Consider the following 22,938-nt stretch of genomic DNA (forward strand, 5'->3'; position numbering starts at 1 on the left):
CTCGATGCTGCCGCCATGCGGGCGATCGACATCGGCGCGCGCACCTACGGCTCGGTCAAATCGATCCTTGCCAACAATCTCGATCGGCGTCCTTCACCCAAGCGCCCCGCGGACAACGCGCCGGTCCGCCGAAATGCTCTAGGATCACGCGACCGACTTGCCGATGCGGTTGTGGACCGTCCGCGCGCTGCATCGCTCCCGCTCAGCCATGGCCAGATAGGTCATCGTGCGCCCATGCCACGAGCCGCTGAACGCCGCCGTGGTGGTGTCCTAGCCAAGCTAGCCAATCGGCCACGGTCTGGGCCTGGGCGATTTCACCAGCCTTCGGCACGATCCGGACGCGGGTCTCGTTGTAGCCCTAGGCCAAGACAGCATCGGCCGCCGTCCAATTCCAGACCTGCGACGCTCTGAAACTTGAGCTCGGAGTCGCCGAGCGCGTCGAGCACTACGATCCCACGGTTGATCGCACCCTTAAGGGTGGAGTGCTGCTGCTTCGGTGTCATCGGACAGCTCCCGCTTCGCGCTTGCGCTTCAGCTTAGGAACAGCACCGATCGATCCCGGTTGACTTCTGAAAAGGCGAGGAATGCTCCGGTGCCCGTTACAATGGTAGCCGCGAAGGATCTTGAGCTTATCGCGCTGCGCGAAATCCGCAGCTTCCCCGGCGCAGAGTACGTCTGCCACGTCGAAGTCGAACCGGCTGGCAGCGATTGGGCGATAACGGCAATAGCCCGCGACGGCGCCGATCTCGATCGCATCCAGTATGCCGTCAGCCTGACCACCAAGAGGCTGAAACAGCGGTATGCGGTACGGTTCGATTGGTGAGCTTGTGCGTGGCGAAAGGTCATGGGCCGACGGGCTGCGCAATTCCGGTCGCCATCGAGCTCGAGACGGTGCAACCAGGCCTGGCCGCGCGCGTGCTGCGCGCAAATACTTCAACGAGCCATCTGACGGCCTCAGCGTCGTGGATCACAGGCATCGACGAGCGGATATTGCCTCTTGTTCGTGGCCGAGCAATGCCATTAGGAGCTACGCCCGCCCCCCTCCGCCGGAAAACGATACAAAAATTTGGGCAAGGCGTTCGCTACGTCTGCTGATGAGAATGACCATTAGGAAATCAGCAACCCGCTAGGCGCACGCTCCTTTGAGGGACGGGACCGTTGGGGACGCAGTACGGTCGCGTTTCGGAGGAGCTGGCGTGTAGGCCCTGACGTCGGCTCCTCTTTTAAAAGTTGTGTGAGGTGGGCAACTGCCGTTTCTCCGCGTACCCGCTAAAGGAAATGACACTGGGAATTTCAGGGCCCCAGCACTGGGAATGACAGGGCGCCGCCGCCATTTCGTTTTTGCCGCCGCCGCTTAGAGAGTAGCCAAGCTGATCAACGGCGATCGCCTCCTTAGGTGGCAGTGCGAGCCTTTCCGGCCGGCGAGGTCGGTGTCTGGCCCTTCCGCGCCATGGGTCCTCGACTTCGTTAATATACGCGAGAACACGGCGACGCGGGCAACGGTAGCAGGACGGGTTGCCGCGAGAGCCCTTGGGTGGTCTACCGTCTCCTCCCCGACGCACTGGATGGAGGCGCACCGCTGGTCCAGTACGCCCGCAACGGGACGCGCCCCCGCGCGCACCTTGCGGCTCTCTGATGACTTCATTGGCGCCGTAACCGCATGGGCCCCCAGCAGCCAGACGCCCCCGGCCACTCGAGGCCGCCGGCTGGTGGAGTTGGGTGTGCAGACTAAGGTCAGATGAGTTGACCAATAGGATCGAATGCTAGCGCCACGCGTTGTTTTGAGCCTGGAAAGGAGTTCAGCGCAATGGTCAACGTTCGAGAGCGAAGGAGCACACCAACAGGCGCAGAGAGAGAAGCCCGCGAGGTATTCAGACAGGCAGAAGCCAAGGAAGCTTTGACCGATTACGCTAAAGCGCAGAAGGCATTCCACGAGAATCGAGAACGCCTAAAGGCAGAACGGCTGGCGCGGGAGGCCGAAGCCGCCGGCCGCACCAAGGCAGATTGAGCGTCACAGAGGACCAAGTTTGGCCCACCCGGTGGAGGGTGAAATGGCCCTGCACTTCAGCCGCGTCAACACCGGCGATCTGGAGATATGGATCGCAAGCAGCGATGACTATTCATTCGTTATCTGCAGTGAGAGCCGAAGTGGAGCCGGATTGCACGGCTTTGTTGCGTCATACCGCCCCGACTTTGTGAATATGCCCGCGGCTCAAGTAGCCGGATCGCCTTTTAGCACGTTCGCTGAAGCCGAGCGTGCTTGCAATGCGTTTCTGGGTCGTCTCATTATTAAGGGATGACTACCCGAGGCTGGAGCGCGGTCTAAAGGCAAAAAATAGATGGATGCAGTCAAGACCGCGATTGGATGGTTGGAGCTACCCCACTGGCTCATCGCTGCGGGTGCATTACTGGTGATCGCCGGGCTAATTGGGCTTGCGATGAATCGTAGGCAGACGGAGATGGCCCAGAATCATCCTGTCAGCGCTCCGAGTGCTAAACCGCGTCAGCAACTGCCTCCGCTGCCGGATCTTCTCGACTCACGGCCACGAAGCGATCAGCGCTCGGCGCCTACCGACGGAAATCCGCCACTTACGAGTAACGATCCTAAATAGCGGTCCGAGCGTGAGAATCACGTAAGCTGCGGCTGTCTCAGCAGAGGGGATCGATCTTTTGCAAGCCGACGCAGCGACTTTTCGAGTTGGCGATAAAGTGCGTCTTAGCCAGCTCGGGGCCGACCGGATCAGGAAAGCCCCCTCAAAGACGGGACGCGTGGTGGGCGCCGGCAAAGCAAGCAAACTAGCATTCCGCGTCCTATTTGACGGAATGAAGTCCCCGGTTAGCCTGCATCAAAGCTACCTCGAATTGGATGACAGTTAGGAACAATCCGAGTCATTCCTGTCTACACCCCCGACTTGCGGTAGACCTGCTCTGTTCCGTATCTCAACCTTATTGACGATTTGCCCACTCTTCGATTCCTGCTCCTCATTGGGCGCGCGAACCCCCAGGAGTACATGTTCGGCGCAACCGTCCGGCATTTGGCCGAGCGGGCAAGAGGAAGCACGGCACCTATGCCGTCAGGGACCGCGGGCTGCCGCAAGATCGAAGGCCAACTCGGTTTAAAGAACTTTTCGAATCATCAGAGTAAGCGCGAGTTTCTAGAATCCCACGTGTGAAGCGCGTCGCGTCACTTTCTCCCGATCGCCAGACTTTATTCCAAGATCCGCGCGACAGCCAAACGGCTATCGACAGAAATGGCCGCCGCCGGCCACTGCGCTCGTTCCCGCCGCACAGGAGTGCTCCGCAGCCCGGCAAGTCGCCGCAAAAAGCCATTCAGTTCGCCGGATGAACATGAACCAAGGCATCCACCACGACGTTATTCTCGGAAACACGCAGTATCTGGGAAGCAGGAATTGCTTTGGATCCCGACTGGCAGCGGCAATGTTCTCGTCCAACGATGCGAGTAAAACCAGTGAGGCGGCCCGCCGATTGCGGAGAAGGAGCAATTCCTTATTGCTGGTCTTAGTCATTGGATTTCTGTTTTTTGGGGCCGCAGCGGGCGCTCTGTATTATGCGTTGCAGCCGGAAGTTCTCCGGATTGCAGTTGGACCGCCGGGAAGCAACGATCACAAGGTAGTTCAGGCGATTGGCCGATGCTTTCGCGAGCGAAAGCCGAACTATCAGGTTATCTCCGATCGCGACAGAGGGGGCAGTCGAAGCCATCGCTCTGCTTGGTGCTGGCAAGGTCGACCTTGCGGTCGGCCGTGGTGATCTGGAGATGCCGGCCGACGCGCAGACAGTTGCCACGGTACGCAAGAACTTCGTTGTGCTGTGGTCGCCTTCCGGACTTGCGGGCCAGAGCGCCAGGAGAAAACACGGACCGAAGATCAAGGAGATTGCCGACCTCGCAGGGCATCGTGTCGGCGTGATCGGCAGGACACCAGCGAACGCGACGCTGCTGCGGGTCATCTTGAGCGCCTCCGGCGTTGAGGTGGACAAGGTCGGGCTTTCGCACTTTGGCACGGACCACATCGATGAGCTGGCGCGCGACCTGACCATCGATGCGTTCATGGCGGTCGGTCCGCTCGACAGTAAAATCACGTCCGAGGCCATCGCCGCAACGGCCCGCGCGCGAGGTGAGCCGAAGTTTCTCCCGATCGACGCTTCGGAAGCCATCGCTTTGAAGCACCCTCGTTATGAATCCGAGGAAATTCCACCCAGCGTCTTTAATGCGAAGCCGGCTTGGCCGGACGACAAGGTTGAGACGGTCAGCGTCAGCCACCTAGTCGTGGCGCGAAAGACGCTGTCTGAAGCGACCGTGGCGGCCTTTTTCCGACAGCTATTCGCCATCCGTCAGGCGATTGCCAGGCAAGTGCCTGGTGCCGTGCACATCACCAAGCCAGACACTGAGAAAGACGCCGAGCTGCCGGTACATCGCGGAGCGGCGGCCGTCATCGACGGCAACGAACGCACTTTCCTCGACAGGTACGGCGACTACTTCTGGTTCGCGCTCCTACTTCTCTCCGGGATCGGTTCGGCCGGAGCTTGGTTGCGTCGCTATTTGAATCGGGACGAAAGGGAAGAAAATACCGGTCATCGCAATAGACTCTTGGCGATGGCCTCTAGCGCGCGGGCCGCGGAGTCAAATCAGCAACTGCTGGCTTTGCAGGGAGAGGCCGATGCCATCATCAGTGAAACCCTCGAATGTTACGATGACGGCGCGATCGAGGAGGAGGAACTCGCGGCCTTTGGCCTTGTGCTCGAATTGTTGAGGCATGCCATCGTGGAGCGGTGAGTGGAGCTGCAAAGGGCGCAGCCCGAAATCGGCTCGCGGCGGGGCGATACACCGCAGCCTCACGCCGCAAGGATGATCCGGCCGGGCGAAACCTGACAGCGCGATCGGTACTGGTGTCGTCAATTTAAAGGACCGGCCAAGGGCCCGGCACTGGTCAGTACTTGAGCTTGTGTCCGTGACGCACCTCGGTAGCTATGGCAGCCCCTGTAAGCCGGGCCGCAGCAAGACGCCAGCCTGGAAGGCGCTTATCGGCTCCTGGAATCGCCGCGGCTGCTGTGCTCGGCCGTCGTTCTGCTCGCCGGACGGAGGGGGATTGCTGTCGGAGTTTGGGCCCGAATCCGACGATCTCGAACACTTATCACAGGGACACTTGACGGAGATAAAACCGGACCTCGGCCGCGCCGGCTAATTCCGTAACTGCCCCTCCGAAAAAGGGGATAAAGTGCCCCGGGGGCGAGGAGCAGCAACATGACCTTACAAATCCCCGAGATAGTTTCCACCGGGATCGACTGGTGTCTTCACGATCGTGGGCAACACGATGCCCCCCCGAGATCCTGACGACGACGAAGAGGACGAAGAGCAAGTGTTGGTCCACTTTAAGAACAACTCGCTTGGGCTATAAGAGCGACTCGATTCCGGGCTCTGAGAACGACTCGATTTTGTAAGTCATTGCCAGATCATCTCAAACCGGCAGAAAATCTCGAACCCAAACATTAACGCTGCGCTGATTTCACCGTGAGTGCGGTAGGCGATTTCGCTGCGATCGCAACTATGGTCAGCGACCGCCGGGCCGTCGGCTGATCCGACGGCGTTGATCGCGATGCGAGGATGGTATTGCCGCTCGTGCTGGTGCCGCTGCTGGTAGTGCTGGAGATAGTGATGCCGGGGACGATCATCATCGACATGCCGACGAGCAGCAGCACCATGCTGATCATGCGGCGCCGATGATCGGCGCCTGCTAGGCGGTTTCTCTGGGTCCCATTCGTACATGCCGACGATGATGATCATCGTCGCGTCGCTGGCATTTCCGGCGCCTACTCTCGAGCGGCATCCAACTCGGCCAGCCGCTCCAATGCTTGATCTAGTGACCGGTCGTCCGCCTCGGTCTGCGCGCGCGAGACGTCGCGGTCCAATTGGTAGACCAGATCCGCAAGATCACGGTCGTTCAATGAGGGAACCAGAACAAAGGCCTCATGCTCGATCACCAAAAGCGGGACAACGTCTTCACCGTAAAGCTTGAACGCTTCGGTCGTCTGCTTCGGCAGCCACCATTCGCAGTCCCGCAACGGGACGCGGAATGCGCCGTCGTATTTCGTGAGAGCAAGGCGGTTGCTCAGCAGATCTTGATAGTCCTCGTCCCCGTTGAGCTCGAGCCCGCGCCTGACGGGCCCGTTCGTAAACCGCGCGTCTGGTTGCGCGAAGAGCGTCCATCTCCCCGCGGCGGCATTGCTGGCGAACGCCAACCCGCCGCCCTTCGCGGTTCGCGCCAGAAAGCCTTTTTTCTCGGATAGGCGGCCTTTGTAGCCCTTTTTGACCGTACAAGCCTGCCAAACGTCTACAACGGTAAGCGAGGGCAGTCCTCGAAGAATTTGGGACGGCACCCCTCTTCAAGCGCAACGGATGATATTCCAGAACAGAATGCAATCCAGTGTCGTAGACGGCGGTTAGCCAGTCCCGATGAACGCGCAAATGTTGCGGTTGAGCATTACACAAGCTTCTTTGTGTCGTCGACGACCTGCACGCTCCACTCTCCGACCCTGGAAGGCATCACCTGCCTGACCAGCGCCGCAAACCTTTCATCAGCCAACCTCGGCATCCGTCGCCCCTCGCTTTATGCCGTTTCTGCTCTCGCTTAGGCTTCCAGAAGATTAAGCCGGGGCCGCCGACGGCGATCCCGGCGGGACATCCGTCGATTCTTCCTCAACGAATCCTTGGAAAGTCGCAGGAGCCTTTAGTTCGAAAGCAACGGATTCTTTCGGCGATATGAATCGGAGGCAATTCTCTCCCGCGACGTCTCCAATTTTACGACGCACGTCGCGAGGCCACCATGACTGCTGCAGCCGAGAAACCGGCTCCAAAGGTGCCAGGCAATGATCTCCAGAAGGTGATCGATTTGCTCGGCAGGCCGCGCATCCTGCCACGCCGCATCACAAGCACCCTGGACGCCTACGAACTGCTGCTGGACGGCCTGCCCGGCTCCGTGTGGGCCCACTTAGTCAGTCACCTCCTCTTCATTCAATCGGACGCGCTGGAAAAGCCTTCGGAATGACCCTTCGCACCTTTCAGCGACGAAGGACGCTCCGGATAAGCCGCTCAGCCGGGAGCAACGCGGGCGGACCTGGAAGTTTGCCGAAATCCTGGCCAAGGCCACGGACGTGTTCGGTTCGCCTGGGCGCTCCTCTTCCGGTCCAGTTCCTACATGCGCGGCGCGGTACCGCTTTTCGCGAACAGAGGCGTCGCTTCGTCCACCACGTCCTTCGGCAACATGCGCAGTTGCTCCGCATCGAACGGCAGGTGGGTCAGATAGTTGGTCACCAGGGCGGCCACGGCTTCTGCCTGCGCTTCATCGCGCTTGCGCTTAAGTGGCTCCCTGTCTGCTCGACGAGACAGCCAAAGCTTATGCGCAGCCCAAACCCGCGGATCTGGAGCGACGATGCGTACCGGCTCTCCTTTTTCGTCGATAGCGATCGCCTCAAATGCCGGAGAATTTTGCAACCAGTCGAGTCCTTCGATTTGGACCGCATTAAGATCTTCGGGATCCGATCCGACCGTGTCTCGAGCTTCTTTCCAAGGAGGGTTCTGCATTGGCTTGATCAGGTCGACGAGATATCCGTCGCGATTGACGGCACGGAAGGTCTGCTTGGTCCTCTCGAAACTCGTGTCGACACGCTGAAGTATCTTCAAGAGTGAAGAATCCGAGACGTCGTCATCAGCGACGAACGTGAGCCTACCGCGTGCATCAAACAGCAAGTCGATGTCTTCAGTCGTGGCGAGGCCTGGATCGATCCTCACTCCCGACGAGGCCTCATAAGCATAGATCGCGTTTGTTCCGAGAATCCGAATACCGGCCCCCAGCATTCCAAAGCCGTCGAGTGCACGCATGATCCGAGCTCCGATCAGAGGGACACGGCCCAGACCGAGGGCACGATTGACGGCAGCTTGGCGGTCCATCGTATTCCGCAAGTTCTTCCATCGGTTCTCGGCCGCAGCGCGTCTTGCTTCGAAGTCGGCTTTCATTTTCTCAGTTTCGGGGGAGCGCGCGCCGAGCGAGCTTTGCTTCCGAAGCCCAGCTTTGTCGTAATAGCTGCGGGCGAGATATTCGCGTCCCTTGGATTCCACCCAGGTTACCGAGCCTCGCTGCGCATCCAACGTTGTTTTGGCGTGCCGGAGCGCTTGAAAGCGCTGCTGGCTGTTGACTACCTCGCGCCGTTGATCATTGTTAAGTTCTTGAAAATCCATGGTTTCAACACCTAGATGCGATTTACGCCGCCACTGTTGAAACTTCATTTATCATGTATTATCAATAGCTTCAACAGTTCCATCAAAAATAAGATCAAACTGTTGAAACGCGGAACTTTTGGTCTTTCGCCAAGAGCGCCGACGAGGCTGGTCCTCGAAGAGGTTGGGCTGGCACCTTCTTCAAGCTAGGCGGATGACAAGCCAAAACTGAATGCAACCCGATGTCGTTATGGTGGCCAGCCAGTTCCGATGAACACGTAGGAGGCTGCGGTCGAACATGACGCATGCTTCTTCGTGGTCATCGACGACCTGCACAATCACCGAGCCTGAAGGCACCTTCACGAAATCGCTGCCGCCGCTGGCATTACCCTGTGCCGCCCCTATCGGAGGGGCGGTCAACGGTCGGCGGCACGAAATGCCGGGGTGCCCTCTCGGCCCAATCGGCATGCAGACGCTGCTCGGCGGCACCGGCGCATGCCTCATCCGCATTGCATGATGGGCACCGATCAAATTGCTCACCGCGCGGCGGCAATCGCGATCATGCTCCTCTTGGCCCATCGGCCAACGGCCGTCCTTCAGGACAATACGATCTCGACGTCGAAACGCCGTCCCGCGACTTCTTGCGTGCCGGCCAACTTGCTGGCACCTCCGGCGCGAAGTCCAATTCCGGAGGCTCTCTAAGCCTGATCTTATGTATGCTGAACTGCTTCCAAAGATACTGCGCCTGGCCTTCGTTGATAGCGCCCGCCCGCTTGGCAGCAAATACCAATGACGCCATAGAGACGCGCCACTCCGGCTTCAAGGCAGCCAAGAGAGGTAAGTCGACCTTACGACCAGCGAAATAGGGCTTCACGTCCTCAGTGGGCAAGAGAAAATTCGACGTGAACTGGTCAGCCTCATTTTCCATATCCGGCGTCGGAAACTTGTGCATCACTATATGGCCGAGCTCATGCCCCAAGGTGAAGCGCATCCGATCGGCGGGTTGAGTTGAATTCAGAACGACGAGAGGCGGCATGCCAGCCACCGAGAAGGTGACTCCACTGATCGACGATCCGCCAAAGTCGGAATGCGCAACGACAATTCCGGCGTCCTCTCGCCTTGCCTCGGCAACATCGGCCGCCAGGGCGGGACTGGATCCTGTTCAGCCGCCGCCAGAGGAATCGGGCTACGGCCAAGGCAAAGACAGATCCTCCGCCGTCGCCGCTGTGCGCGCCGTGCTGCCGGCCGCGGATCGCGAGGTGTCGGCCATTGAGATCGGCCGGCATTCCGGCGAGCCAAAAGTGCCTGGCCGGGCCGGACTCCAACACCTTGCAGGTTTGCTAGGCGCGGTGGATTACGATGTGCCAGCGGCTTGCGGGACATTCGCGATCTGTCAAGCCGCGAGGTCGGGCTCGGCTTCGACGTTGACGATGCCTGCAGAGTTCTTTTTTCGGCGAGAGCCGCTTCCAATAGTTCGACGGCCTCGTCATAGCCCGGTTCCTCGGCCCAGGTGGCCAGCGTCCTACAGCGGATCTCATAATTCCAGGTCGCAGCGAACAATCCGGCATCGGGCGCCGGCATTTCCTTGAACGCCTTTAAGAGTCCTTGCGCGGTCCTGTTGATGGCGGCGCACGTCTCCGCGCGGGCTTGCCGACGATCTTGAAAACATTCAAGCCGCCTACCTGGACGCCGGTCTCTGGCGACAATCGCGATAAAATTGGAGGGCCGCGCCCCTAAACGAAAAATGCAATTTATGCGAGTTCTGGCGGTCGCCTACCACCTGCATGCGACGCCCGAATTTACAGCTTGTTAGGATGGCTAACAGATATTACATATATTTCATTTATTACAGATGGAGGTTACATGGCCGAAGCTCTGACCCGTCTCAAGATTGAAAGTAACGAACGTGATGAGGCGCGGAAGGGAGCCAATTTCCTGAGCAGTGCCGCAATGCTCAAGCACGCTGGTCTTTTTGTCACCCAGGCTGACGGGGAGATAGTCGCAGCAGAAATGCCGCCGTCCCTGCTCCTTGCCATGAAAAGCATTCTCACGGTACTGGCTGAAACGGGTGAGGTTCTCCTCCTCAGGTCAGACCCTGAAATCTCACCCGAGAAGGCGGCCGAAATTCTCGGCATCTCACGGCCACTGGTTTACCAACGGATGGATTCCGGCAAACTTCCGTTCCGGTTGGTTGGGAGGCACCGACGTGTTCTCGTCAACGACGTCATGATGCTGAAGCGCCTCGAGGATCAGCGGCGCGGCTTGACGGATGCGCTTGATGTCGACACAGACGAAGCGACAGATCCTGCGACAACAACGGAGAAGAGCAGCCCCTTCTCCGCTCGCACCTCCAAATCAAGCGATATCGATCAACTCGTGCTCGGCACCACAAACGCTCCATATCGCCGAACGATGAGCGCGACCGATCTTGTGGCTCGCATCACCTCGAGGGATTGGCGAAATTGGATTGCACATATCGTAACGTTCTTCACGGAAGTGCGTCCCGAGCTTGTTCTGGAATTTGCGGAACGGCACGCCATTCCCATTCAAGATTTGGCGGCTTCCTATGAATCGATGAAGTCAACAACCGGCGAAAGCAGCCCAGCATTGGAGAGTGCACTTGAGCGGCTGGTGTAGACTCCTTGGTCGAACGCTCGACGGGCTGTCGGACCTCAAGCGGCAGGGACAGCCAGTCCCCGATTGGGTTCTGGGCGGCGGCACGGCCCTGATGATCTACGCCAATCATCGGCTGAGCCGTGACATCGATGCGTTCATCGATGACCCGCAATACCTTGCCTTGTTGTCGCCAGATACCACAGACGTATGGAATTGCATCGGCTGGGACAACACCGCGCACTATCTCAAACTCAGATATTCCGAAGGAGAGATCGACTTCATCGTCAGCGGGACTCTCACGGACCTTGATCCGATTGAAAAGGAAATCGACCTGACGTCAATTCGAACGGGATGGAAGCCAACGATCATGATCGAGCCGCCGGCGGAGATCGCGCTCAAGAAGATGTACTATCGTTCAACGATGCTTAGGCCACGCGACATCTTCGATATCGCGGTCACCAAGAAAAATTACGGCGACACCCTCACCGCAAACCTAGGCGCAGTTACTTCGAAGAAGAAAGACCTTCTTCAGCGTGTCAATGGCATCCGTGTCGACTACCTCAAGGCCGATCTTGCAGAGCTCGACATCCAACCTGGATGGGAGCATGAGCAGGAGACGTGCCTCGACACCGTTCGCGCACTCGTGGCACGGATTCCAGAAGCCGGCTAAGCATCAAATCGTTCGCCCTGGGCGGGGATTCTTGCGACTATTTCGGTACCTCAAGGTAAATCGATCAAACAATCCGAGGACTTTCTCGCAGCAAAACATAATCAACTAGAACCGCCGGATTCCGTCGAAGATCTTGTGCTTGATGAGACCAAACTAAGCGAAGGCGACCGGCAGGCAATCGAGCACCACATTTTGAACATCCGCGCTGCTACGGCGCGGGCGCTGTGATTGAAAGAGATATGCGTCGGCGCTTCCCTACCGGATGAATTCGTGGCCCGTGTGCTGACCGACCTGGCAACCGCCGAAGCGGAGACGCCCGGATTCGTCCTTTATCCCTTGACCAGCTTCGGCATGAAAATGCCCGGACTCTTCCAGTCCGATCCGGCTCTGAAAGACTACATCGTTTTCCGAGCCGCAGGGTTCGCACCGAGTACGGATGACCGCTTCGAACTTAGGTCGTGGCCGCGCAGACGGCGGCGAAGTACCCGACGGCCGAAATCCATCGCCCCGAACTGCTATCAGTTCGCGAAAGGCGCATGCGGCGCGATCTGGTTCTGCGCGATGATGGCTTCGGCACGCGCGAGATTTTCCAGCAGGCGCTGGCTGGTCAAGACGAGGAAGTAATAGCCGAACTGCGGGTTTTGGAAGTAGATCTCGAGCAGCTTTTCATAGCTGATAGTCAGGACGCGGCCATCCTCGATACATTCGATCGTCGCAGTCCGGCGGTTGTCGGGCGTAAGGAAGCCAAGCTCGCCCATCAAACGCCCCGCTGGAAGCTCAACGTTGATTTCGATGACCCGGAATTTGCCGGTCACAGTCAGTAGCATTTCATTGGCTGGGTCACCCTTCTTCATCAAGATATCGCCCTTGCGATACTTGCGGTCGGTCATGAACGGCTTGAGCCACTCCATCGACATGTCCCCCTTTGTTGCGGTGCGCGCCTTCTTCACGAGAGCGACCATTTGACGGAGACGATAGGCATTGATGGGAATCATCAGGAGATAAAGAAGAAATGTCGTGACGGCTCCGGTGAGCGCACCGAAGATGGCGAAGAATGCGCAACCGATCATGTTCGCGACCCGCAGCGGCACCATCGTGTGCGTCAGCAATGTAGCGACAAAGAAGATCGCGCCGACCAGGGCGAACATATTGGCAAGCGTGATGTTGTGCAGAAAGATTTCCAGCAGGCGGTTGAAGATGGCGTCCCAGGTCACGTTGTTTGGATCGAGACCCATTTGGACCAGAATCTTCGCGAACCTGAAATTGTCGGTTGCTGCATCAAGAATGCGGTCCAGCATGGACATATCTCCTTTGTAGTCAGTGAAGCCAGCTTACCGGAAGTGGCTTTATCGCAGCACAGCAAAACTTGGTCGCCGACTTCCGAGACGGTCATTTTCGACGGTTTCAGCGGTGATTGTCGGCTGCCTGATGTCCGCCTCTTTCCCGGAAGCGTCGCACCGGGGCCTGCGGGGAAGCGTTGCGTTGGCCAGACCCTGTGATTCAAGCTTCCAAACTGGGGCTCGAATCATGCCCTCCGAACTTGCCATTATGAATGGATTGCCATGCTGGTGAACAAACCGCGTGGCGTTCCTCGGGTTAACGACGGCCGATTGCACGGCCTTCACCATCTTCGGCAGTGTCTTGATGATCTTGTTCTCTGCGAAACAGATGTCCTTCAACGTATCATGGGAAATGTCTTCAAGCTTTTTGGGTTTCTTAGGCGGAGCCCTCCTCGATGGTTCGATACCGTCTTCCGCCCATCGCCTCCTAATCGGGAACGACCGGCCACTGACGAACGCTCTTTTTGAATCCTCGGTTGGCACAACAAACCTTGTGGACGTCCGCGGCAGAACCGGGCCCTAACGCCTTCAGAACTTCACCACGGTCCGCAGACCGAAGACCGATGCGTCCTTGAGTCGGAGACCTTTCATGTTGCTGAGCGGATCCGTTGCGCCGCCGCCGGGGCGGCGCACGAACTGAAAGTTCGGCTGGAGCGTGACTCCGGCATGGATTTCGTACTGATAGACTGCCGTTAAAAGCGTCTCCGAAGTCCGAACGGGCCAGGCGGGTCCGTAGACCGCCTGAAAGTCGCGATCGAGAGCCTGCGCCCGAGGCGAGACATGTGCGTAGGCTGCCGAGATCCCCAGCTTGTCGTGGGGACGCGCCTCGTCGAGACCGATGAACTCAACGCCACCATCCGCATAGTAGTCGATCAGGTTCTGGGCGGGCGGACTATAGGATGCTCGCGCGAAGACGCCGATGCCACGCTCGTAATCGTGTCCTACGCGGAAGAGCTTCTGCTCGAAGACGGCATAAAGCCCATAGTCGCCGGCGAAAGTTGCGGGGATTCCCGTAGTGCTGGGATCAGCGAGAGATAGCCCGGACGTGTCGAACCTCTGGTCGTTGAAGTTCCCGAAGTGCCGCCAACCGCCTAGTTTCAGCTTGCCGGCCAGGCCAGGATCGCCTTTCTTGGCGTTCCACTGAAATTGGGCTTCGTACAGCGTTAGTGGCGGATCGTTGATCCGGAAATTGACGCCGTAGCGATTGCGAAGCTGCGGGTCGTCGGGCCCAGGGCCCGCCGCGTTGCCGTCGAAGACTGCTCCGACGAGCGTCAGGTTGTCGGTCACGTCGGCGCGGAAGCGAGCGCCTAGAGCGGCGAGAGGCGGCGATGGACCCCCACTGGGCATGTTCAGCGCGAATATCGCCGGCCAGCCGAGCGACGCGTTCGTGAAGACGTCGGTATATTTGGAGGTGGCAAACTCCGAGTCGGCTGCGAGCTGGCCCGCTCGCAAGGCGATCTTATCGTCGTTCCACTTCTTCTCGAACCACATCTCGTACAGACGGGTCGTCGGCAGCGCTTCGATGCCGCTAACATCGAGATAATTGAGGAGCGATCCGCGCGACAGACCTCCGCCGTCGATGCGGAACACGTTGGCATGAAAGGTTAGTCCCTGAAGGCCGACGAGTTTCTCGAAATCGAGGTCGGCGGCGAAATTGAAGCGGTCTTCGTAGACGGCGCCGGGCTTCGCGCCGCCGGATGGATTTCCGAGCACCTCTCCGATGTAGGTGACGGCGAACTTGACGCCCTGCTTTTCGAACGGATTGGGCAACACGCCGAGCGTCGTCTCCTGGACGGTGCTCTCTCCCGTGTCGGGATCGTTCGGCTTGAGATCGTCGGTCTTCTTGTCCTCCTGAGCCGCAGCGCTCCCGCAGATCAGCAACAGGAGGATCAGACTTGCCCAACCGCGCATGCGCCACGCACCTCCGTTCTTATGTTGCAGCTTTCGAACAGCGAGGCAACCGGCACGACGGCACGCGCTTGTCGACGCGGCGGACGCCTTGTGTACGAAACAGCACACAGGATGCGATCCGCAGTTGATGTTCCAAACCATGTAGGTTCAAACGATAGCAGGACGCTGCAGCGGCCGAAGGGCATAACGATCAGAACCTCAACCAAACAAGAACCAGGGTAGTTTCCTTCAGCGGCTCGATCCAGGCCCGATCACCGGCGCCTCGGATGACGGCTCGTCGGGAATCGGGATCTCCAGCCGGGCGGTGACCAGCAGCAGCCACCGCCTTTGCTGCCCTCTTTCACCAAACCGACGGATGCGTCCCCGGCGGCGGCCAAGCTGTAGCGTGCCGACCGGCCTCGTGCCGAATGAAGAGAAGTCCACCGCCGACGTGAGTATTCGAAGGATGTAACCTCCAGCCAATGGCTGCTGAGCCTCGCATGGCGGAGCCGATCAGTCGTCAGCCGCGTTTCCCCAGCAGCCTGCCCCTGCACCGCAGCCGTCCGCGCCGCCACCTTCGCCACGCACGAAAGCGGCCCCCCGACGGCGCCGCGAGGTAAGCCAGAACAGGCCCAATCGGGGGCTATCCGTCAGGAACGGCTCCGCATTTTGGCCGTTCGACATGCGTAACAAAGCTATCGGATATGAGCTACCAGTGAGCGTACTTCTTATCGAGGACGACCCTCTGATCCGCGAATTGATCGTCGAAGCGCTGCGCGAGGCAGGTTACCACGTGATCCACGTGAGCACCGGGGAGGAGGCACTGGCGTGGTGCAAGCGCCACGTTGCGGACGTGCTGGTCACCGATGTCCGGCTGCCCGGACAGCTCGATGGATGGCAGATCGCGGAACGCTGCCGAGAGCACGATCCGGAACTGCCGGTCATCTACGCAACGGGCTTCTCGCCTGCCACACCCCGTCCCGTCCCCGGCAGCCGCATCGTGCATAAGCCCTTCCATCCGGACGAGATTGTTCGGATGATCAGGGAGTTCGGCGCAGAAAAGGGGGCGCGGCCGGGTTAGCCGCTCTCCTCACCGCCGAGCCTTGGCCGCGATCGCCGTAGCCTGGACCGCGATCTGATCCGTCGCTTTGATCACCACGCCTTTTCCCTCGATCATCCCTTCGGCAGGCCTAATTGCTCGACGGCCCGACCGCAGATCTCGGCGGGGTCCTTGAGGCCGGTCTGACCGATCTCGATGATCTTCTTGGCGATCAGTTCGGTCAGCGGGTCGTTGCGATCCTGTACGCCGATCGTGCGCAGGGCCTGTTCGTAGGCTCTTGAAAGCCGGGTGATCTCTTCCGGCCCCAGCGGCGAGTTTTGAAGTATTCGGTAGATGGCCATTATTGTTCCCTGCAGGGCGCAGCATAGCACCGTGCTGAGCGAGCATGCATCTTGGCAGCCAATTTGAGCTTTCGCGGACTGGCCCCGCCTGCGTCCGGGCTGCCTGCCAGCGCCGGGCGGAAGACAGCCGTGGCGGCCACGGACGGCCCCCCTTTTCGGAGCTGGTCGATAAAAACGTCGCTGCGCGCAGGGGGAACGCTGGCGCGAGCACCGGGTTTGCCCGCCCCAAGGGGCGAACCCCGAACTGGCGCCGCCTCACAGCCTCAAGCGCCCCGAACTGGGCCTCCATCCGCCAAATAAGAGCCGCGAGGCGAAGATCCAGCCCTCGATCTCTTCCCCTAGAGGGTTATTCATCATCGCGTGCAGCGGCGCCACCATGGGTGCCGAGAGGTAGCGAGCAACTCAGCGCAGGTCGATCTAGGCGAGGAGCGCCTGGATTTCGGCGCGCCCATTCGAGCCGGGGTCGCGTTCGAGCCGCGCCAGCGACTGTCCTTCTATCCCAGGAGCTTCGCAACAGCAGACATCTTGTCCCCGCGGGAACGCAATCCCGTGGAAAGGGCCGCTCTGGGAGCGGCCCTCTTGCTAGATCACCAGCTCCTTGTGCCGAAGCTAAAACCGATGCTTGGGCCGCCGCCGTAGTAGCCGTAGCCGCGATCGCCCGGCCCGCTATAGTAGCCGTAGCTCCGGCGGACCGCATAGCCGTCGTCTTCGTCGTAGTAGCGTTGGACATAGCGGGGGCCGCGGGTCCGGTAGCAGCGGCCATACTCATTGCAGACCAGTCGCACCTGCTCGATGCCCGCGACCTCCGTCGACGCGATGGCCGCAGGCGCCAGAGGGGCGGCAGTCGCCGACGACGCCATCAGGGCACCAACGAGAGCTCCTAGTGTGATGGTTTTCATGGGGTGTTCTCCTTCCCTAGCCAGGTCAGTCGATCTCTTCGATGATGCGGCGCTCATGGGGCTCGACGATGTAGGTCCGGCTGTCCCGGTTGATGTACCGGTACTCGCGAAGAGTCGGAGCATCCCGATAGACCTCTTCGGGGAACGCTTCGATCTCCACGTCTTCCGGCACGCGCTCTCCGGTGCGGATTTCGGTACGAACCGTGCTGCCGGTGGTGCGACGCTCGCGCTCGCGCTCGACCGGCCGTGCCTTGGCGTGCTTGCGGATCACCTCGCGGTCCCTATCGGTGAACGTCGTCTTGCGCTGCTCGGTGCGCGCCGGCGCCGCGGCCGTGGAGCGACCCGAGTACGGCAGCACCGCGACGATCTTATAGCTGGAGGGCTCCACGATCACGATCTCGTCCTTCACCAGCACGAAGTCGTAGCCCCGATACTGGGGCACGATCTCGACGACCTCCGCGGGCAGCGGCTGCAGCCGTACATCGCGCGGCACGACCGTGCCGACCGACAGTGAGAAGTTCACGTTGTTGAGCGGCTGCACGTTGAGGTGTGAAATCGACGTGCTGATCCGGGTCCGCTGCTGATCGTTGATGTTCACGGACGCATTCACGTTCGTGCTCGACGAGCGATTGGCCGTGTTCTGCTGGCTGCTCGGCTGCTGGGCCGTGGTGGTCGGATTGCTACCCGTCGGAGACTGAGCCTGATTGGTGCCCGAAGCCGGTGGGTTCGCGCTCTGCGTCTGATTGTTCGCAGGCGGGTTGGTCTGTGCCTGGTTCGAAGGCGGATTGGTCTGGTTGGAGGGCTGGCTGGTCTGCGCCTGGTTGGTAGAGTTGTTCGACGCGGGCGCTTGCGTGGTGTTGGTGCCCGTCCCGGAGTTGGAGGTTTGGCCCGCAGCGCTCTGGCCGGTCGATGACAAAGGCTGCGTCTGGGCCGAATTCGTCGAAGGATTGGTTTGCGCCGATCCCGAAGCGGAGTTGGACGTCGGTATCGACGTCGAAGACGACGGCGGTGCCGATGTGGAATCCTGCTGACGCTGCGCAGCTGGCGGATTGGAGCTCGACGTGCTCGGAGAAGATTGTGCGAGAGCCGAAGTCGCGAGCGCGACTGCGGCGGTCGTAGCCAACAATAAACGCTTGTTCATCTGAAATCCTCCTAATTGGTCGCCGAACAACACCGGACGACGGGCCGGGTTCCTGCTGGAGAAGTTTCGGCAAATTAGCTGGACGGGCGCAGCCAGACGTTCTTCGAGCCGCGAGAAATTGGTCCAGTGACGCGGCGGCGTGCCTTCCGGCTACCGGGAGAAACGGAACTTCGCGCGCGCCTCCTCGTTGGAAGTGACTACTTAGAAGGCATTGGAGGAGACACCATGAAGAAGCTGATCGTATGCGGCGCTCTCGCTGCCTTCGCCCTCGGCGCCCAGGCCGCCAGCGCCGCCGAGTTCTACATCGTTCGCGACGCGACGACCAAGAAATGCACCGTCGTCGACACCAAGCCGACGACGACCACGACGACGGTCGTGGGCGACGGCGTCTACAAGACCAAGACGGAAGCCGAGACCGCCGTGAAGACCACCAAGGTCTGCACCGAACAGTAAACGGCTATCGCGGGGCCGAGCCGGCCTCGCGAAAACGTTCTGACAGCCACTGGAGGAGAAGACGCCCGTACTGATCTTATGGGCCATTCCCGTCGCGCTCGTTGTTGGCGGCGGCGGCTGTTGGATAGTTCACATACACTGAGCGAACGGTCGTTCGCATGAAAGGCTCGCCCGCAACCCAGGCGAGCCTTTTCTGGACCCACTGGGCGCTGGCCGCCGGGCAGAAAAAAGGGCCCCAGCATGGGGGCCCTTTTTCCGTGAACTCTCGTCGTCCTAGTTGTAGTCCGAGTATTTGAACTGCGGGAGTGCCTTCAACTGCTCCTTGTTGCCGCTCATGACGGCGTGGTCCGGGACCCAATCGTTCGCATTGCGGTTCGTCGTGTTAGTCGAAGCCGCCCCGGTGGTGGTGTCGGTCGAGGTGGTCGAGGTGCTGCTCGAGCTGGTCCGGACCGGCTCCTCGACGAACTTCAGCTTGTCCATCGAGACGGCGATATCGTGCTCGCCCATCCCAAGGAAGCCGCCGACGCCGATCACCACCGCGTTGATCTTGCCGCTCTTGTCGACGAGCAGTTCGTTGATGTCTCCGAGCTTCTCGTTGGCCTCGTTGTAGACCTTCAGGCCCATCAGCTTCGAGGCGCGCCAATTGCCCTTGAGCGCCATCTTCGCATCGGCCGGCTGGGCAGTGGCCGCCGGCGCGCCGCGATCGGCCGGCTGAGTGGACTGCGCGAATGCAGCGCCGCCGATTACGGCAGTGCCGAGCAGAGCGACGGCAAGAAAGCTTTTCATCGATTATCTCCTCCAACGTGAGCCGCACCTTTCAGATGCCCGGCCCCAACGCCCGCGATTGCCACTTGTTCCTGATCGCTCCTTCAGTCGGACGGGCCGTCCGCAAAAGATTCGCTCCATACTTCATAGGATGGGGACTGAGGCCCACTGTCGACTTTCCGTGCTCACGAGCCGGACGGCAATTGCCTCGCCCTCGCAGCAGAGGCAAGCCGGTGGAAGTGCGGACCACCGGCTTCGAACAGTCTTTCGGTTGCTTCGCGCAGTCGCCGGGCCAGCTGGACCTTCGGCTGGGAGAAGAAGCACTTCGCCTTAAGTGCGGCTGTCGCGAGAAGAACAAAGTCGCCGCGGCGGAAAGAATGGTTTTCATGCGAGTCCGGCAACTCAACGAAGCCGTTCGGACCGCCCGGCGAGATGTGGCTGCCCCTTTCTCCAACCCTTCGCGGCGTCCCGATCGAGCAGCTCGCGATATCGGCGTTCTTACCCCTTCGCCATCCGGCTCGCAGCGAAGCGCTCCTCGCACCGGGCGCGGAGCACTGTTCTGTTGAACCAGTCCATTCGTTCACCGCCCTGATCGCCTGCCCCTCGTTATCCACGATAAAGCCGGTGATGCCGCCCACCACTTCGGGCACCGAGCCCGCTCGGTAGGCAATCACAGGCGTTCCGCACGTCATCGCTTCGATCAAGGACGAACCCGAACGCCTCTGGCCACTTGATCGGAAACAGCAAGGCGGCGGCCCAAAGAATGGCTGCTTCCTGATTTCGTTCAACGAGGTATTTTGGCGGCCAAGGAACGCAATATGGAACGAGGATGCAGTTGTTGACCTAGCTTATCATCTGATTTTTATATGAGCCATTTTGACGACAAGACCGCAGGGCGGCGCTTTTGGTTTGGCATCGCTGTGATGGTTTCGGTCAGCGCCTAATCCATAGTCGAATAGCGGAAAATTAACCCTCTTCTGCCGCCAACCTCCTGATCGGCGGCCACAGGCCAGGCCTCATGACGGACACCACCGCCCAAACAGCCCGACTGATGAAGGTGACGGAGGCAATCGTGGCCGAACTGAACCGCCAGGGTGTGGCAGAAGCCGTGGCTGACCTCGGGTTCGATCCGCTCGAGATGGCCCGCGTGGCGATCCGCGCGGCTGACGGCGACGTTGTCCCATTTCGTCGGCCGCAGACCTGAGACATGCCAAGGATGGTCTGCTAGCCTGCAAAGATGGCAAGCAATGAAGACACCAATCCCGCGCTTAACTCCAGTGAGGACTTGGAGGATATCCAAGTTCATGCCTCGGGGGTGCTGGCAATCGACGATGACTCCGAGACTGGCATATTCACCGTGGTGACGCCCGGTCGGGCACTACGAGTTCCTGATTAATCAACAAATAGCCAACGAGATCGTGCAAAAGCTCCGTGAGTTCATCCGCGGAGACAGCACTAAACCCACAAGATGAGTGAGCCGGCGCCGCCCTTCTTGGCCCACCGTTATAGGCAGCGACCGTCATGGCTGGCGCAAGATCGCCCTGGGCGACGCGCCAGTTCGCCGCCCGCGGTCTCCTCGCCTACTACTCGGGCTATGGCTGTAGCCATTCGATCGAGCTCACGCCAGCCAAGATCGGCCAGTGGCCCGATCGCACCGGGCTCTCCCGCCTCGATCTCCATTTGCCTGTAAGCCCTGCGGTCGTCGCGGGGCCGACGTCGGGCCGCATGTTGAGGCACCCCAAAGATGGGAACAGCATGACGAGGGCGAAAGGAAAATTCCAAGTGAAACGGCGCCGAGGCTGCGGACTGAATGAGTTTTGAGGTCGTGAGTTTGCGCAGCCACGGTAGGTAGCTTGACTTCTTATTCGACGAAAGTAACAGTCAGACTGATTTTGAAAATGATTGCTGCGATTTTTGCTGTCGGAGCGCCGCTCCGGCGACCGGAGATTGACATGGCTGCAGTGCTTGCAAGATTTTTTCCCCGGGCGTCGTCAGGGTCGATCGCAGAAATCGAGTCGCTGGTCTCCGTTGCAATCTTCAGCGGTGTTGGCCTTCTGACGGGTCTGATCGTATTGCTATTGGACCAGTATATTCCGGGCGAATGGTTCTGAGACGCCTGCCCCTGCCGTACCGCTACGTAGTCGTTAGATGATCATGGTACAGTTTTCATGTCATCACGGCGTCTCAAGAGCGTTGCTCAGCGCTACCATCATTTCAGGCGCCCTCAAATGCGAGCAGTGCGCCAAAGCCAGTCCAACGTTGGGCCGGGCTCTATAGTCACTCTGACTGGAAATGGGTGGCCGCTGAATATGACGGGCATCACGCCGGTCCCCAGAAAGCGCTGGCCGGACCACCCGATGCGGGATGGCAGGATCTAGTTTGAGAAGATCAGCTACCCGATGATCCACCAGGACGCGGCGCCGCCGGCGCAATACTGGGCCGGGCTAAGACGCGGTCGATGAGAAGAAGTGGCCCCGAGAGCGGCACCTTGGTCAGAATGACCCAGGCTGGTAAGGATCCTTTCGCGTGAGAGCTCAAAGAAGTAGTCCCAGCGCGGCGGCACGTCGCTGGGGCTCAACTTCCGTTGGTTTCGGGATGCCGTGGGGGACAGCATCGGGACTTGGTCAAAACCGCTCCAGCGGGGTCCTGTTCCTAACTGACCAAAAATAGGCCTTGGTTTCTGCTTAGAGACAACCCGCTCAGAACGGTTTTACGGTTATGCAGCCGGCTAGCGAAATTCATTTGGTCCGCGTGACAACCGATGACGGCGAAGTTCAGATTTGGCTTGCCGCGACCCCACGCGAGGAGGCCCTTGACCGAGTGCTGGACGTTGTCCCGGAAGGATGGGCGGTTGGCTTGGTTCAACGACCATTGAGCGCTGAGCACATCGCAGCGTTGGACATGACGGTCGGACAGGTCAGACGGCATCAAGTGTCCTAATCCCCGCAGCGAATTGCCTAGATTGTGCCCGGAGTTCTCCATGGGAGAGCAAAGCTCCTCCCAACTATTTCCGGGAGGGATCATTGTTCCATCATCATCGGCCGTGGGTAATCCGTGGGCGTCGGTGGCAGACAGCCCGGTGGTGCTCCCGCCTGCGTAACATAGGAGGCGAGCGCCATGAGCGAGCTCCTTGCTTTCCAAGCAAATTGATCCTCTCGACAAGCATTGCTGTGAGGAAGACGGAGCGATTGCGAAAAGAGGCCCGTGCAGGTTACCAAGCCCATCCAAGTACAGAACGCCATCTGGATTGAGCCGAAGCTGCTCCCGAGATCGAGTACCGCGCCAAATCCGCCGAGGGCAAGACGCGGCCGCCATTCTTCTGCAGCGTGCGCTGAGGATCTATGAGCGCGCCGCGCCGTAGCTGCCGCGATAATCCGCGCTGGATCAGCGCGGCGCACCCGGACCCGCCATACATTTCGAGGGGCATTTGACGTTGTCTTGCCCGACACCGCGAAGGTTCAGAACGCTGAACATATTAAGGGCGGTTTACGATTCATCGTTTCGGCGGCGCCTCCCAAACCCGCAATCAAGCT

General features: G+C 59.8%; 21 protein-coding genes and 2 pseudogenes. 12 read left to right on the top strand and 11 right to left on the bottom strand.

The window, feature by feature from the left end; genetic code table 11:
• Positions 1-604 precede the first annotated feature (604 nt).
• The 4 genes and pseudogenes from Q2M23_RS29540 to Q2M23_RS29555 all read left to right on the top strand — a co-directional run bounded on the left by Q2M23_RS29540 (position 605) and on the right by Q2M23_RS29555 (position 4,920).
• Entirely contained in the window at positions 605-823 is a 219-nt protein-coding gene (locus tag Q2M23_RS29540) for a hypothetical protein (RefSeq protein WP_069276352.1), read from the top strand.
• 984 nt (positions 824-1,807) lie between these two features.
• Positions 1,808-2,008, top strand: coding sequence for a hypothetical protein (locus Q2M23_RS29545; RefSeq protein ID WP_316397929.1), 201 nt, complete (start codon positions 1,808-1,810; stop codon positions 2,006-2,008).
• 43 nt (positions 2,009-2,051) lie between these two features.
• On the top strand, positions 2,052-2,300 hold the full coding sequence (locus tag Q2M23_RS29550; RefSeq protein ID WP_316397930.1) for a hypothetical protein: 249 nt from the start codon (positions 2,052-2,054) through the stop codon (positions 2,298-2,300).
• A gap of 1,138 nt (positions 2,301-3,438) precedes the next feature.
• Positions 3,439-4,920, top strand: a pseudogene (locus tag Q2M23_RS29555) (TAXI family TRAP transporter solute-binding subunit).
• A 538-nt stretch (positions 4,921-5,458) separates the two neighbouring features.
• On the opposite strand, the gene Q2M23_RS29560 reads toward Q2M23_RS29555, so the two are convergent.
• The gene (locus Q2M23_RS29560) at positions 5,459-5,800 is read right to left on the bottom strand and encodes a hypothetical protein (RefSeq protein ID WP_316397931.1); all 342 of its coding nucleotides are present in this window, start codon (positions 5,798-5,800) and stop codon (positions 5,459-5,461) included.
• Positions 5,801-5,826: 26 nt separating this feature from the next.
• Positions 5,827-6,393 (bottom strand): hypothetical protein, encoded by a 567-nt coding sequence (locus tag Q2M23_RS29565; RefSeq protein WP_316397932.1) that lies wholly within the window; start codon positions 6,391-6,393, stop codon positions 5,827-5,829.
• 446 nt (positions 6,394-6,839) lie between these two features.
• Here Q2M23_RS29565 and Q2M23_RS29570 point away from each other — a divergent pair, with 446 nt between their 5' ends.
• Entirely contained in the window at positions 6,840-7,061 is a 222-nt protein-coding gene (locus tag Q2M23_RS29570) for a hypothetical protein (protein ID WP_316397933.1), read from the top strand.
• 146 nt (positions 7,062-7,207) lie between these two features.
• Here Q2M23_RS29570 and Q2M23_RS29575 read toward each other — a convergent pair whose 3' ends face one another.
• Together Q2M23_RS29575 and Q2M23_RS29580 are read right to left on the bottom strand one after the other, a co-directional pair.
• Positions 7,208-8,299: a nucleotidyltransferase domain-containing protein gene (locus Q2M23_RS29575; RefSeq protein ID WP_316397934.1), complete on the bottom strand. Its 1,092-nt coding sequence runs from the start codon at positions 8,297-8,299 to the stop codon at positions 7,208-7,210.
• Between the two features lie 490 nt (positions 8,300-8,789).
• Complete coding sequence (locus Q2M23_RS29580; RefSeq protein ID WP_316397975.1) at positions 8,790-9,374, bottom strand: ImmA/IrrE family metallo-endopeptidase; 585 nt, start codon at positions 9,372-9,374, stop codon at positions 8,790-8,792.
• Between the two features lie 719 nt (positions 9,375-10,093).
• On the opposite strand from Q2M23_RS29580, the gene Q2M23_RS29585 reads away from it, so the two are divergent.
• Entirely contained in the window at positions 10,094-10,867 is a 774-nt protein-coding gene (locus Q2M23_RS29585) for a helix-turn-helix domain-containing protein (protein ID WP_316397935.1), read from the top strand.
• Positions 10,851-11,516, top strand: a complete 666-nt coding sequence (locus Q2M23_RS29590) for a nucleotidyl transferase AbiEii/AbiGii toxin family protein (protein ID WP_316397936.1) — start codon at positions 10,851-10,853, stop codon at positions 11,514-11,516. The genes Q2M23_RS29585 and Q2M23_RS29590 overlap by 17 nt, the downstream gene beginning before the upstream one ends.
• Before the next feature lie 518 nt (positions 11,517-12,034).
• Here Q2M23_RS29590 and Q2M23_RS29595 read toward each other — a convergent pair.
• Complete coding sequence (locus Q2M23_RS29595; RefSeq protein ID WP_316397937.1) at positions 12,035-12,820, bottom strand: cyclic nucleotide-binding domain-containing protein; 786 nt, start codon at positions 12,818-12,820, stop codon at positions 12,035-12,037.
• 564 nt (positions 12,821-13,384) lie between these two features.
• Positions 13,385-14,767, bottom strand: coding sequence for a carbohydrate porin (locus tag Q2M23_RS29600; RefSeq protein WP_316397938.1), 1,383 nt, complete (start codon positions 14,765-14,767; stop codon positions 13,385-13,387).
• Positions 14,768-15,461: 694 nt separating this feature from the next.
• Between Q2M23_RS29600 and Q2M23_RS29605 the strand changes: the two genes are divergently transcribed.
• Entirely contained in the window at positions 15,462-15,827 is a 366-nt protein-coding gene (locus Q2M23_RS29605; RefSeq protein WP_316397939.1) for a response regulator, read from the top strand.
• A gap of 92 nt (positions 15,828-15,919) precedes the next feature.
• Here the strand turns inward: Q2M23_RS29605 and Q2M23_RS29610 are convergent, their stop codons facing one another.
• The 3 genes from Q2M23_RS29610 to Q2M23_RS29620 form a co-directional block, all read right to left on the bottom strand.
• On the bottom strand, positions 15,920-16,147 hold the full coding sequence (locus Q2M23_RS29610; protein ID WP_225648806.1) for a hypothetical protein: 228 nt from the start codon (positions 16,145-16,147) through the stop codon (positions 15,920-15,922).
• Positions 16,148-16,734: 587 nt separating this feature from the next.
• Positions 16,735-17,046, bottom strand: a complete 312-nt coding sequence (locus tag Q2M23_RS29615; protein WP_316397940.1) for a hypothetical protein — start codon at positions 17,044-17,046, stop codon at positions 16,735-16,737.
• 25 nt (positions 17,047-17,071) lie between these two features.
• Positions 17,072-18,187 (bottom strand): DUF1236 domain-containing protein, encoded by a 1,116-nt coding sequence (locus Q2M23_RS29620; protein ID WP_316397941.1) that lies wholly within the window; start codon positions 18,185-18,187, stop codon positions 17,072-17,074.
• A gap of 225 nt (positions 18,188-18,412) precedes the next feature.
• Here Q2M23_RS29620 and Q2M23_RS29625 point away from each other — a divergent pair, with 225 nt between their 5' ends.
• Positions 18,413-18,640, top strand: a complete 228-nt coding sequence (locus tag Q2M23_RS29625; protein ID WP_057019402.1) for a hypothetical protein — start codon at positions 18,413-18,415, stop codon at positions 18,638-18,640.
• A gap of 273 nt (positions 18,641-18,913) precedes the next feature.
• Here the strand turns inward: Q2M23_RS29625 and Q2M23_RS29630 are convergent, their stop codons facing one another.
• Positions 18,914-19,426, bottom strand: coding sequence for a PRC-barrel domain-containing protein (locus Q2M23_RS29630; RefSeq protein WP_253603894.1), 513 nt, complete (start codon positions 19,424-19,426; stop codon positions 18,914-18,916).
• A gap of 164 nt (positions 19,427-19,590) precedes the next feature.
• The gene (locus Q2M23_RS29635) at positions 19,591-20,109 is read right to left on the bottom strand and encodes a glycosyltransferase (protein ID WP_316397942.1); all 519 of its coding nucleotides are present in this window, start codon (positions 20,107-20,109) and stop codon (positions 19,591-19,593) included.
• Between the two features lie 314 nt (positions 20,110-20,423).
• Here Q2M23_RS29635 and Q2M23_RS29640 point away from each other — a divergent pair, with 314 nt between their 5' ends.
• From Q2M23_RS29640 to Q2M23_RS44135, 3 genes and pseudogenes are all read left to right on the top strand, one after another.
• Positions 20,424-20,609 carry a hypothetical protein gene (locus tag Q2M23_RS29640; RefSeq protein WP_057019405.1) on the top strand — a complete coding sequence of 62 codons (186 nt, stop codon included), beginning with the start codon at positions 20,424-20,426 and terminating at the stop codon, positions 20,607-20,609.
• Positions 20,610-21,357: 748 nt separating this feature from the next.
• Positions 21,358-21,516 carry a hypothetical protein gene (locus tag Q2M23_RS29645; protein WP_176731286.1) on the top strand — a complete coding sequence of 53 codons (159 nt, stop codon included), beginning with the start codon at positions 21,358-21,360 and terminating at the stop codon, positions 21,514-21,516.
• A 1,129-nt stretch (positions 21,517-22,645) separates the two neighbouring features.
• A pseudogene (locus Q2M23_RS44135) lies at positions 22,646-22,740 on the top strand (DNA ligase); the annotation flags it as partial.
• Between the last annotated feature and the right edge of the window lie 198 nt (positions 22,741-22,938).

The sequence above is a fragment of the Bradyrhizobium sp. 33ap4 genome (assembly GCF_032654765.1).
GTDB classification, from domain to species: domain Bacteria; phylum Pseudomonadota; class Alphaproteobacteria; order Rhizobiales; family Xanthobacteraceae; genus Bradyrhizobium; species Bradyrhizobium australafricanum.